Here is a 12409-nt window from a genome sequence, read left to right on the forward strand (position 1 = left end):
CTAAAGAGCTTAACTACTGTGTTCGGTATGGGAACAGGTGTGACCTCTTTGCCATTGCCACTAGACTAAGTTTTTGTCACTTGCGAACGTTATAACGTTTCGTTACTGTCTCTCAAGGACAAAACCTATTGTATATTGATTTTAAAAATAAAGCAATACTTTTTTCAAAAAAAGTATAAATATTTATCAATTAATTTTAAAACATAAACTTTAACGTATATCGTTTAATGCATTTATTGTAGTTTCGACTTCTTGTAATGTCGTATTTTCACCGAAAGATATACGAATAAATTGCCTTTCATATTGCGACATGCCTAACGCATGAATCGTTTTTGTACCATCTTCATTATGTATGTCACATGCACTACCTGTAGAAATAGCGATACCCTTTGCATTCAATTGCATCATAACATGTTGACCTTCATAACGGTTAGTAATAATCCCACAAATAGAGGGCAACTGTTGCTGGCATTGCATAAGCAAATAATTTTTATTAAGCCTTGTTAGTATCTTTTCTCTCAACATATTAAATGTAGCACTATCATACTGAAAATGTTGAACAGCACTCACAAACGCTAAAATAGATGGAACATCAATCGTCCCACCACGCAAACCTTTTTCGTGCGTCACACCAGGCACTAGCGGTTTAGGACAAATCGTTGGATTAATAAAGAGAGCACCACACCCTTTTGGTCCTCCTACTTTATGCGCTGATACAGCAATACTGTCAACTAACGTAGCAAATGATGAATAATCTAACTTAGCAAATGATTGTACCCCATCGATATGTACAAATATCGCTCGTCGTTTCATGATAGTGGCAATACGTTTAATTGGTTGAATCATACCTACCTCAGGATTAACATGGTGAATAATACATAGCCCTGTTTGAGGGGTAATACTTTCTTCTAACAGTTGTTCATTAAGTAAGCCATTTTTTTGAAGTGGTAATTTAGTAACAGTAAACCCTTGATGCTGCAATATGTTAAGCGCTGCATGAACAGATGTATGTTCAGCTAATGTAGTAATAATATGCTTTTTATTACTCGCGTATGCTAAAGACAGAATCCCTATAATATTGCCTTCTGTACCTCCACCCGTAAAAATCACACCATCTCTAGTCACACACATTTTCTCTGCAATCATTGCCCTCGCTGTTGCCAGCATGTGTTGCGCTTCCCCACCTACATCATGCAAACTACTCGTGTTGCCATACACTTTTTTAGCAGTTTGAGTATATACTGCGATTGCCTGAGATGACATTGGTGTAGTAGCTGCGTAATCTAAATAAATCATGATCTAGCCTCCAACTCTTGTATTTGCTATTATTTTATGCAAAAATATGTGACAAGACAACTGTAAAATTAAAAGTAAAGTTAGTGAGGGTATATGTTATGAATCATATAAGATTACAAGATATGTTAAAGGATTTCTTAAATGAGGACATTGGACAGGGTGATTTATCAAGTGAGTTATTATTTCCTGTTACTCAGCAAGGCACACTACGTATAGTTGCAAAAGATACAGGCATTTTTTGTGGGGCTATTATCATCGAACAAACCTTTCGCTTGTTAGATGCTACTGCTCATGTTGCCATGAAGGTTCGTGACGGAGAAAGTGTAAAACAAGGGGATGAAATTGCTGTTATTACAGGAGCTATACATGCGCTACTAAAAGGTGAACGCACAATGCTAAACCTCATTCAGCGAATGTGTGCTATTTCGACGGCCACGTATCATGCCAATCAGCTCATCCAACATACCAGCACTAAAGTGTGTGATACCAGAAAAACAATGCCTGGCTTAAGAATGTTAGATAAATATGCTGTGCGAGTAGGTGGTGGGTTAAATCATCGCTCAGGGCTTTACGACGCTGTTATGTTAAAAGACAATCATATTGCTTTCGCGGGCGGTATTACACAAGCTGTTACAACAATAAAATCCAATTTGGGACATATGTCTAAAATTGAAGTAGAAATTGAAACTTTACAACAATTACAAGAGGCTATAAGGTCTAACGTTGATGTCATTATGTTTGATAATTGCACGCCTCAACAGATTAAAGACTGGCTGCCACTTGTCCCACCACATATTGTGACGGAAGCCTCCGGTGGCATTACAGTGGATAACCTTATCTCTTATGCAGAAACAGGTGTCTCTCTGATTTCTTTGGGTGAACTTACTCATTCTGTGAAGGCTTTTGATTTAAGTGCATGTGTATCTTGGAAAGGGGAATAATTATGAATATCGCATCATTATTACAACAATCACACACATTACCAGCGCATTATAAAACATTATCTACTGAAGAAATGGAGCAACGTGTTCGTACTATTAAGAAGCAATTAGGAACAAAACTGTTTATTCCAGGTCACCATTATCAAAAAGATGAAGTCATTCAATTTGCTGACGCAAGTGGAGACTCGTTACAACTTGCGCAATTGTGTGCGGCCAATCATGAAGCCGAACATATCGTATTTTGCGGGGTACATTTTATGGCGGAGACTGCTGATATGTTAACGACTAATCAACAAGCGGTATATTTGCCAGATATGCGCGCAGGTTGTTCTATGGCAGATATGGCGGATATTTATCAAACAGAAGCAGCCTGGCCTATTTTACAACGTTTATTTGGAGACACAATAATCCCACTCACTTATGTCAACTCGACAGCAGCTATTAAAGCTTTTGTTGGCAAACATGATGGCGCTTGTGTTACCTCATCAAACGCTAAAAAAATGGTGGAATGGGCATTTACAGAGAAGGAACGTATTTTCTTTTTGCCTGATCAACATTTAGGTCGAAACACGGCTTTTGATTTAGGTATACCATTAGAGCAAATGGCTGTATGGAACCCACATAGTCAAACATTAGAAACAAATGAACCTGTAGAAAATATTCGTGTTATTTTATGGCAAGGTCATTGTTCTGTACATGAGGGTTTTACAACAGCTCAGATTGACCATATACGTGCTACAGAACCAACTATGCGTGTCATTGTACACCCTGAGTGCAGCCGAGAAGTTGTGGCAGCAAGTGATGATAATGGGTCAACGAAATATATTATTGATACCATTGCACAAGCACCGAGTGGTTCCCGCTGGGCAATAGGTACGGAAATGAATCTTGTTAACCGCTTAATTCAACAATACCCTGATAAACATATTATTTCACTTAATCCTTATCTATGCCCTTGTTTAACGATGAACCGCATTGATTTAGCTCATTTATTATGGTCGTTAGAAAGTATTATAGAAGGTAAACCTCAAAATCAAATCACGGTAGATGAAGCTACTACTCAGTTAGCCAGTCTAGCTTTACAGCGTATGTTAAAACGAGCATAAAAAAAAGTAGTTTACAGCGCCTCCTGTAAACTACTAACTATGTAATTGATTATTTAATCCCCCTGGACGCCATAATCAACCGTTTATAATACTCCACCTTGAGTTAATAAACGTAAGCTTGCACTTGCCTAATCAGCCACCTGTTGATTAGGCAAGTTTTTATTGTAAGACAGAAACTAATACCGCTTTTTGAGCGTGTAAACGATTTTCTGCTTGTTCAAAGATATAAGAGTTAGGTCCATCAATAACTGAGCTCGCTACTTCTTCTTCCCTATGAGCTGGTAAGCAGTGTAAAAACATATAATCTTTTTTGGCATGTGCAACTAATGCGTCATTAATTTGGTAGTCTTTAAAATCGGCTAAACGTTTAGTTGTTTCGTCCTCTTGTCCCATCGAAGTCCAAACATCTGTATAAATGACGTCTGCATCTGTAGCAGCTAATACAGCATCATTCGTTACAACTACTGTACTATCATTAGAAGCCGCAATCTCTTGTGCTTCCTCGATTATTGTCTCGTCACACTCGTACCCCACTGGTGTAGCTACCACGATATGAGCACCAACATGAGCAGCACCTACTACTAAAGAATGTGCAACATTATTACCATCCCCAATGTAAGCTATTTTCAAGCCTTTTAGTTCCCCTTTATTTTCTGCAATGGTTTCGAGGTCAGCTAAAGCTTGGCAAGGATGATAAATATCCGTTAATCCATTCACTACAGGAATACTAGCATGTTCTGCTAATTCTTTCACCATTTCATGTGAATTCGCACGAATCATAATACCATCAAGATAACCTGATAATACATGACCAGTATCATAGATGGATTCGCCACGTCCAATTTGTAAGTCACGCGCATGCATAAACATACCTTTACCACCTAATTGATTCATACCTACTTCAAATGAAATACGTGTACGTGTGGAATGCTTTTCGAAAATCATTCCTAATGTTTTGCCTTCTAATAAGCGAGGGCACTTGCCTGCTTTAGTAATCGTTTTTAATTGTGTGGATAGCTCTACAAGTTGTTGAACTTCTTCACTTGTATAATCTAATAGTGTTAGCAAGTCTTTCCCTTGAAGACTTTTAACAATTTTTAATTGTACTTCTTCTAACAATTTCATTGCACTCTCTCCTTGTCGATTGCTGTTAATGATTAGTATACATATGTATATTTATTAAATCAAGCGAATTTTTATGTTTTCACAATATTTTTTGTCTATTTGTATTAAAACCTTATTTTACAGGCGTTTATTAAATAAAATACTTTTTAATCATTCCCTCTTAACATTCGTTTATACAGTATATTCGTATAAAAAAAGCACCGTCGAATATCAATTCGACGGTGCTTTTGCACACTACTTAATCAAATGTAATTTTATTGACAGTATCGCGGTCTAATTTCTTAATCACTTCTACAATTAGTTTCACTGCGTTATCATAGTCATCACGATGTAAAATACTTGAGTGCGAATGAATATAACGAGTTGCTACAGTAATTGCCATTGCTGGTACACCATTATGTGTAATGTGTATAGAACCTGCATCCGTGCCGCCACCTGCCATCGCATCGTATTGGAATGGAATATTTAATTCCTCGGCTGTATCTACAACAAAGTCACGCAATCCTTTATGTGATACTAATGAAGCATCATAAACAATAATTTGTGGCCCTTTACCGATCTCACTCGTTGATTCTTTAGCTGAGATTCCAGGTGTATCACCTGCTACACCAACATCAACTGCGAAACCGATATCTGGATTGATTTTATGCGTTGCCGTTTTAGCACCACGCAAACCAACTTCTTCTTGTACATTACCTACACTATATAAAATATTAGGATGTTTTTCATCTTTTAATGCACGCATTACATCAATGGCAATCGCACAACCAATACGGTTATCCCAAGCTTTAGCTAATAAATATTTTTCATTAGCCATAACATTGAATTCAAAATATGGTGTGACCATATCGCCAGGTGCAATACCTGCTTGTTGTGCTTCTTCTTTTGATGCTACACCAATATCAATAAACATATCTTTAATGTCGACTACCTTATTGCGCTCTGCTGCTGGTAAAATATGTGGCGGTTTAGAGCCAATCACACCAATAATTTCTTGCCCTTTACGTGTAGTGATTGTAACGCGTTGTGCAAGCATGACTTGGCTCCACCAACCACCCACAGTTTGGAATTTAATAAATCCTTTTTCATCAATTTGTGTCACCATAAAACCAACTTCATCTAGGTGACCTGCCACTAAAATTTTAGGCCCCTTTTCATCGCCTACTTTTTTAGCGATAATGCTGCCTAAACCATCCATCTCGATTTCATCTGCTACTGGTGCTAAATAACGGCGCATCACTTCGCGTGGTTGGCGCTCATTACCTGCAATACCATTGGCATCTGTCAGTTCTTTAAACATTTGTAACGTTTCATCTAGCTTTGTCATGTTGTCCCCTCCATATATCAATCACTTCCTCTTTATTATACGCTTTTAGACATATAAACTAAAGAAGTTGTGCGAAAATTTCTATTTTACTTTTTATTAATACCCTGTGCGCTGACGTTCATAATTTTTTTGATTTTTTTGGATATACGCATCCGTAATAGCTGCTGCGTCAAAGTCTAGATTATAAGCTAAACTATAATAATTTTGCCAAATCTTTTCATAGTGAGCTTGCGTTGGCTCAGCAATAAATTGTAAGATCACACGTTGTGTATCAATAAATAGGGTGGTCAATTTTACCTTTTCTTTTTTACCTTGCCATTGATCACATGTAAAACCCTTCATAATGCCTAAAGATAGCATAAAATGAATCGAATCTACGAACTCCTCAAGTAAAACAGGTTGAGGGGACGCCCCTTTTGTACTCCAGTATTTAAAGCATCGCGTCTCATTGGCTAGCTCACTTAATTCAATTAATAAGGCTAAACTTTTCTCTTCAAATACATCATATGTAATTTCCTTTGAGCCTTCAATAAAAGCATCTAGCTCTCTTTGCATGTTAAATAATGCTGTCATCTCCATTTTATTCGCCCTCCAATTATCTTAAAATAGCCTTAAAAAAACATTTTTCTTGTCGATTTAACTTTTAATCTCTTTTTCATACAAATAATTTTACCTTTTGTCGAAACCTTTTACACCCTCATCCGTATAAGTAGGAATAATGTAAGTTTGTTAGGAGGAATTGACGATGGCTCTACTTATTCGCTTTGCTATTATAGCACTAATCATCTATCTTTTTTATCGTGGCGTTCGTTATTTGTTAGATCCAAAGCGTAAGTTAGATGAGGCTTATGCGAAAGGGGCTTATTACTTTTATGATGATGTAAAAAATGTACGAAAAAACTTCTTCATCACATATAAAGGAGCTTTATTTGAAGGTGAAAAATACTTAGGTGCAACAAATCATGCATTTGAAGTCATCTCCATTCGCATTAGTGCAAGAGATGTTGCAGAACTACAAGGCTTCTCAAAAGACGATTTTTCCTTTCTTGAAGCAGAAATTGCGATGAACTATCCACAAGCTACTATTGAGTGGCAAGGTCCCATTGACGATTTATTGCATAACTAATTTTCAACTTCCTCTGTGTCTGATAAGGTACAGAGGAAATTTTACCAATGACATAATAACTCTATGAAATAATAAACAGGCACTGACGAAATAAAAACCGTCAATGCCTGTTTTATTTGAGCTAAATGAAGTAAAGCTCGCTTATTATGCGTTAACTGTTGCTAACTCACTTGCTACACGTTTTGTTAAATCTACTACACGAGCTGAATAGCCCCATTCATTGTCATACCATGCTAATACTTTTACTTTACGGTCACCAATTACCATTGTTGTTAAACCATCTACAGTTGAAGAATATGTTGTTGTGTTAAAGTCAGATGACACTAAAGGCTCTGTTGTAAAGTTCAAAATACCTTTCATTGTACCTTCTGAAGCTTTAATAAATGCCGCATTTACTTCTTCTGCTGTTACATCTTTTTGCAAGTCTACTACTAAGTCCACTAAAGAAACATTTGGCGTTGGTACACGCAATGCCATACCATGTAATTTTCCTTTTAGCTCTGGTAGTACTAAAGTCAATGCTTTAGCTGCTCCAGTCGATGTAGGAATAATAGATGATGCACAGTTACGCGCACGACGTAAATCTTTATGTGGGTTGTCTAAGTTGTTTTGGTCATTTGTATACGCATGTACCGTTGTCATAAGACCATTTTCAATACCAAATTCATCATTTAATACTTTTGCTACTGGTGCTAAACAGTTTGTTGTACATGAAGCATTTGAAATAACATCATGTTTTGCCACATCTAATAAGTTATCATTTACACCTAAAACAACTGTGATATCTTCGTTCTTACCAGGAGCCGTTAAGATGACTTTTTTAGCACCTGCTTCGATATGTTTAGCTGCACCTGAACGTTCATTGAATTTACCTGTTGCCTCGATAACAAGTTCTACGCCCATTGCTTTCCATGGTAGTTGAGCTGGGTCGCGTTCGCTAATTAATTTTACTGTTTTGCCGTTAACAATTAAAGCACCCTCTGTTGCTTCTACTGTTCCTTCAAACGGACCATGATTCGTATCATATTTAATCAAGTGAGCTAATGTTTCTGGTGGGTAACTCGCATTAATTGCAACAATATTTACTCCTTGTGTCATCGCTTGGCGAAACACCATACGTCCGATACGGCCAAAACCGTTAATAGCAATTGAAACTGTCATTGGGAAAATCCTCCTGTAAATACATTCTCATTTTTTATTTATCCGCAGATTAGTATAGCACATTTTATAAAAAGTTAAACACATTATATCACAAAATATCATTGTTAGTTAATTCTGATATCTCACTTAGACATAATTATAAAACATGCCATTCTTTTAATAAACGTTTTAATTGCTTTAAGGTCGTTTCCTCATCCCCATTATTATAAATTACACCATGTGCCCCTTTTTCTTTCACTGACATAGGCAATTGCGAGCGCATGCGGGCTAAAGCATCTTCTTTGGATAATTGATTGCGTTCCATTAAACGAGATAATTGTACATCCTCTTTGATTGAAACAACTAATATTTTATCGACAAAATGTTGTAGTTGGCTTTCAAATAATAACGGAATATCCATTACGACATGCTGATTACCATTTGTGACATACTCATCTCTTTGACGCAACATTTCTTGGCGAATCGCAGGATGAATAATATCATTAAGTTGTTGGCGCTTTGCAGGTTCATGAAAAATTAATTGCCCTACATACTCTCGGTTCATTGTGCCGTCACTATGTAACGCCTCATCGCCAAATGTTGCTACAATTTTTTGCAGCGTTGGCGAGTTAGGTTTGACCACATCTCTTGCTACTTGATCCGCATCTACAATTGGCAGTTGTAGGTTTTTCATCATGGTAGCTACTGTACTTTTCCCACTAGCAATACTACCTGTTAATCCTATAATCATATGCTTTTCTCCTTTACTACTGTTGGCAGTTGTCGCAATACGTTGATGTACGTCCTCCAATTGAGACTTGAGTTGTCTCACTTTGGCAGATGGGACATTGCTTTCGTCCATACATTTTTAAACGGTTTTGCATCGTGCCTGCCTCCCCATTAATGTTGCGATAATCTGAAATGGAGGAACCTCCAAAATCAATGCTTTCTTGCAAAATATTTACAATAGCATGAAATAGTAAACGCTTACTTGATTCACTGATTTGCGACGTTTTGCGCAAAGGATTGATCTTCATAGTAAATAACGCTTCTGTAGCATAAATATTGCCACACCCCGATATAACTTGACCATCCATAATAACTTCTTTAATTGCTTTATTCGCATATTTCGTTTTTTCACTTTGCTCAATAAAAAAGTCTTCTGCCTCTTTGACAAACGGTTCAGGTGCCATTTTTAACAGCGGGGGATGGTCGCTTATTTTCTCGATTAAGCGGCATTCACCAAATCTACGAATATCTGCATAAACGAGTAATTGTTTATCTGTAAATTGTATGATGACATGGGCATGCCTTCTAAACTTATCCTCTGTTATCTCTGCTAATGTATTAACCGTAAACCACGCGCCTGTCATACCTAGATGGTTGACAAAAAGATAGCGATTTCCCTCTCGCATCAAGTGAAAGAAAATATATTTAGCGCGTCTTTCAATCTCTGTAATTTGCATACCTACTAACGCTTTGGCAAATGTTTGGGGCGAACTTTTTTTTACAATACTTTCCTTACCATTCTCATACGAAGTTTGAATGGTTGAAGACGTTATTACTTTCTCAATTGTTTTTCCCTCAACAACGGGACGTAGTGCACGCACTACGCCCTCAACTTCTGGTAATTCTGGCATTTAACTCACTTCCTTATTTGGCATCATACCATGTTAAACCGGATGAATAATCTACTTTTAATGGTACATGTAAGGCAATTGTACGCTCCATAACTTCTGGCACAATCTTTTCAAGTATAGCAATCTCTTCTTTTGGTGCTTCAAAAATTAACTCATCATGTACTTGTAATAATAAGCGTGCTTGCAATTGCTCTTGTTCAAGTCTAGCATTCATATCAATCATTGCTTTTTTAATAATATCTGCCGCACTACCTTGTATTGGTGTATTCATGGCTGTACGCTCTGCAAAACTTCGCACATTAAAATTACTGCTATTTAAGTCTGGTAAATAACGTCTACGATTTAATAATGTTGTTACATACCCTTGTTTTTTTGCAATGGCTACACTTTCTTCCATATAAGTTTTCACGCCTGGAAATACTTCAAAATACTTTTTAATAAAAGTATCCGCTTCTTTTCTTGTAATATCAAGATTTTGTGATAAACCATAATCACTAATACCATAGACAATACCAAAGTTAACGGCTTTAGCAGCGCGACGCATATTGCTGTCTACCTCTTCAGCTGCCACATGAAAAACATCCATTGCTGTGCGTGTATGAATATCCATACCTTCTTTAAATGCTTCCACTAAGTTTTTATCATTTGACATATGTGCTAATACGCGTAATTCGATTTGCGAATAATCTGCTGCGAATAACACCCAATCTGGCTGTGACGGTACAAAAGCTTGACGTATTTTACGTCCCTCTTCTAAACGTATTGGTATATTTTGCAAATTAGGGTCTGTAGAACTTAAACGACCCGTTGCTGTCAAAGCTTGTTGGAAACGTGTATGCACCTTTTGATCTTCATGAATTTCTTTTAATAAACCTTCAATATATGTGGATTGTAATTTCCTAAGTTGGCGATATTGTAAAATATGCACTATGATTTCGTGTTCATCTTTTAATTTCTCTAAGACATCAGCCGCTGTTGAATAACCTGTCTTTGTTTTCTTGATAACAGTTAAGTCAAGTTTATCAAATAAAATAACCCCTAATTGTTTTGGCGAATTAATATTAAACTTTTCACCTGCTAATGTATAAATCTCTTCTTCAATAATAGCTAGCTTTGTTTGTAATTGTTCGCCCATAGCTTCTAGTGTTTTGCGTTCTACACAAATCCCTTGTACTTCCATACGACCCAAAATGAGCGCAAGAGGCAATTCTAAATCTTTATACAATGTAAACTGCTCTTTATTTTTCAGCGCTTCTTCAACTTTATTTTTAATCGTATAGATACTATGCGCTTTACGACCAATGTGTAAGGCTAAAGCTTCTTCTGTTGGTAGCTTCCACTTTGCACCCTTACCATAGACGGCTTCATTTGATTCAATATTCATGTACCCATAGTCTTTGACTAATGGGGCAACATCCTCACCATTACGTGCAGGATTATCAATATAAGCAGCTAATAATAAATCAAAATCTACACCTTTTACTGTAAAGCCAAAGCGTGAAAGGCTTGCCAATGCTGCTTTACTATCCGATACATACTTGTTAACCGTTTCACTCGCTAACCATTCTTTAAAGTCATCGCTTTGTCTCGCTACATCAAATGGTATGTAATATATTTTCTCCCCATTTGCCAAACCGATACCTAATATGTCACAGGTATGATAATGTTCATTAGCAAGCTCCACATGTAATGCCATATGCGCTTTAAGATGCTGTTTCGTAAGATCGGTTACGGTTTCTACAGTAAAATCCTCATCTACCGTTGATACTTCTTCCACTTCCATTTTGTCAAGTAACGTTTTAAAGTTCATTTCTTGATAAAATTGGACAAGTGCTTCTTCATCTGCCCCTTGGTACGTTAAATCATCTAGTGCAATCGTTAAGGGAGCTTCCAAATGGATTGTAGCTAACTGTTTACTCATATAAGCTTGTGTTTCATTTGCGATGAGCTTCTCTTTCATTTTTGAAGGCTTCATTGTATCAATGTTTTCATATAAATTTTCTACAGTAGTAAACTCTTTCAACAATTTAATAGCTGTCTTTTCACCAACACCTGGCACACCTGGGATATTATCCGAACTATCTCCCATCAAACCTTTCATATCAATAATTTGCTTGGGTGTTAAACCATACTTCTCTTCTACAAAAGCAGGTGTATAAACATCAACCTCTGTAATACCTTTTCGTGTAATATTAACAGTCACATAGTCATTAACGAGTTGTGTTAAATCTTTATCCCCTGATACTACAATGACATCCATTCCTTGAGTTGTAGCTTCACGTGCTAATGTGCCAATAATATCGTCCGCCTCATAGTTTGGAAGCTCATAACGCTTAATATGATAAGCATCAATTAAGGCACGAATATATGTGAATTGCTCAGACAACTCTGGTGGTGTTTTTTGACGCCCGCCTTTGTATTCTTTAAATGTTTCATGACGAAACGTTGTTTTACCAGCATCAAAGGCAACTAATACTTTCGTTGGCTTCACTTCATTTAACATGCGGTCTAACATCATCGTAAAACCATATGTCGCATTTGTGTGTACGCCTTGATCATTTGTTAACAATGGTAAAGCAAAGAAAGCACGATAGGCTAAACTATTTCCGTCTAGTAATAATAATTTTTCTTTTGTCATGACTGTTCCCGTCCTTTTTCTTTTGTCTTTATTAGTTTACCATGTGTGCACGCTAGGTTAAAATATTGAT

General features: G+C 36.8%; 11 protein-coding genes and 1 rRNA gene. 3 read left to right on the plus strand and 9 right to left on the minus strand.

What is annotated here, in order from left to right; genetic code table 11:
* A 5S ribosomal RNA gene (gene rrf / locus IEW44_RS12700) occupies positions 1–65 on the minus strand; the annotation flags it as partial.
* Positions 66–210: 145 nt separating this feature from the next.
* Positions 211–1296 (minus strand): IscS subfamily cysteine desulfurase, encoded by a 1086-nt coding sequence (locus IEW44_RS12705; RefSeq protein ID WP_188615431.1) that lies wholly within the window; start codon positions 1294–1296, stop codon positions 211–213.
* A gap of 98 nt (positions 1297–1394) precedes the next feature.
* On the opposite strand from IEW44_RS12705, the gene nadC reads away from it, so the two are divergent.
* Positions 1395–2237 (plus strand): carboxylating nicotinate-nucleotide diphosphorylase, encoded by an 843-nt coding sequence (nadC, locus tag IEW44_RS12710; protein ID WP_188615432.1) that lies wholly within the window; start codon positions 1395–1397, stop codon positions 2235–2237.
* 2 nt (positions 2238–2239) lie between these two features.
* Positions 2240–3343 (plus strand): quinolinate synthase NadA, encoded by a 1104-nt coding sequence (gene nadA, locus IEW44_RS12715; RefSeq protein ID WP_188615433.1) that lies wholly within the window; start codon positions 2240–2242, stop codon positions 3341–3343.
* 159 nt (positions 3344–3502) lie between these two features.
* Here nadA and argF read toward each other — a convergent pair whose 3' ends face one another.
* The 3 genes from argF to IEW44_RS12730 all read right to left on the minus strand — a co-directional run bounded on the left by argF (position 3503) and on the right by IEW44_RS12730 (position 6374).
* A complete protein-coding gene (gene argF / locus IEW44_RS12720) occupies positions 3503–4468 on the minus strand; it encodes an ornithine carbamoyltransferase (RefSeq protein WP_188615434.1) in 966 nt (321 codons plus the stop codon).
* 238 nt (positions 4469–4706) lie between these two features.
* Positions 4707–5795 (minus strand): M42 family metallopeptidase, encoded by a 1089-nt coding sequence (locus IEW44_RS12725; protein ID WP_188615435.1) that lies wholly within the window; start codon positions 5793–5795, stop codon positions 4707–4709.
* A 96-nt stretch (positions 5796–5891) separates the two neighbouring features.
* The gene (locus IEW44_RS12730; RefSeq protein WP_188615436.1) at positions 5892–6374 is read right to left on the minus strand and encodes a dUTP diphosphatase; all 483 of its coding nucleotides are present in this window, start codon (positions 6372–6374) and stop codon (positions 5892–5894) included.
* 166 nt (positions 6375–6540) lie between these two features.
* Between IEW44_RS12730 and IEW44_RS12735 the strand changes: the two genes are divergently transcribed.
* The gene (locus IEW44_RS12735) at positions 6541–6921 is read left to right on the plus strand and encodes a sigma-w pathway protein ysdB (protein ID WP_188615437.1); all 381 of its coding nucleotides are present in this window, start codon (positions 6541–6543) and stop codon (positions 6919–6921) included.
* Positions 6922–7065: 144 nt separating this feature from the next.
* On the opposite strand, the gene IEW44_RS12740 is transcribed toward IEW44_RS12735, so the two are convergent.
* The 4 genes from IEW44_RS12740 to polA form a co-directional block, all read right to left on the minus strand.
* Positions 7066–8082, minus strand: a complete 1017-nt coding sequence (locus IEW44_RS12740) for a glyceraldehyde-3-phosphate dehydrogenase (protein WP_188615438.1) — start codon at positions 8080–8082, stop codon at positions 7066–7068.
* 136 nt (positions 8083–8218) lie between these two features.
* On the minus strand, positions 8219–8812 hold the full coding sequence (coaE, locus tag IEW44_RS12745) for a dephospho-CoA kinase (protein WP_188615439.1): 594 nt from the start codon (positions 8810–8812) through the stop codon (positions 8219–8221).
* A gap of 16 nt (positions 8813–8828) precedes the next feature.
* Positions 8829–9701 (minus strand): bifunctional DNA-formamidopyrimidine glycosylase/DNA-(apurinic or apyrimidinic site) lyase, encoded by an 873-nt coding sequence (mutM, locus tag IEW44_RS12750; RefSeq protein WP_188615440.1) that lies wholly within the window; start codon positions 9699–9701, stop codon positions 8829–8831.
* Positions 9702–9714: 13 nt separating this feature from the next.
* A complete protein-coding gene (gene polA, locus IEW44_RS12755; protein WP_188615441.1) occupies positions 9715–12339 on the minus strand; it encodes a DNA polymerase I in 2625 nt (874 codons plus the stop codon).
* Between the last annotated feature and the right edge of the window lie 70 nt (positions 12340–12409).

The organism is Lysinibacillus alkalisoli (assembly GCF_014643595.1).
Lineage (GTDB): Bacteria > Bacillota > Bacilli > Bacillales_A > Planococcaceae > Metalysinibacillus > Metalysinibacillus alkalisoli.

Excerpts from the sequence above, each read along its gene's own strand:
- IEW44_RS12705 (WP_188615431.1), bottom strand. The coding sequence starts at position 1,296 with ATGATTTATTTAGATTACGCAGCTACTACACCAATGTCATCTCAGGCA.
- mutM (WP_188615440.1), bottom strand. The coding sequence starts at position 9,701 with ATGCCAGAATTACCAGAAGTTGAGGGCGTAGTGCGTGCACTACGTCCC.
- nadA (WP_188615433.1), top strand. The coding sequence starts at position 2,240 with ATGAATATCGCATCATTATTACAACAATCACACACATTACCAGCGCAT.
- polA (WP_188615441.1), bottom strand. The coding sequence starts at position 12,339 with ATGACAAAAGAAAAATTATTATTACTAGACGGAAATAGTTTAGCCTAT.
- IEW44_RS12740 (WP_188615438.1), bottom strand. The coding sequence starts at position 8,082 with ATGACAGTTTCAATTGCTATTAACGGTTTTGGCCGTATCGGACGTATG.
- IEW44_RS12730 (WP_188615436.1), bottom strand. The coding sequence starts at position 6,374 with ATGGAGATGACAGCATTATTTAACATGCAAAGAGAGCTAGATGCTTTT.
- coaE (WP_188615439.1), bottom strand. The coding sequence starts at position 8,812 with ATGATTATAGGATTAACAGGTAGTATTGCTAGTGGGAAAAGTACAGTA.
- IEW44_RS12725 (WP_188615435.1), bottom strand. The coding sequence starts at position 5,795 with ATGACAAAGCTAGATGAAACGTTACAAATGTTTAAAGAACTGACAGAT.
- nadC (WP_188615432.1), top strand. The coding sequence starts at position 1,395 with ATGAATCATATAAGATTACAAGATATGTTAAAGGATTTCTTAAATGAG.
- argF (WP_188615434.1), bottom strand. The coding sequence starts at position 4,468 with ATGAAATTGTTAGAAGAAGTACAATTAAAAATTGTTAAAAGTCTTCAA.
- IEW44_RS12735 (WP_188615437.1), top strand. The coding sequence starts at position 6,541 with ATGGCTCTACTTATTCGCTTTGCTATTATAGCACTAATCATCTATCTT.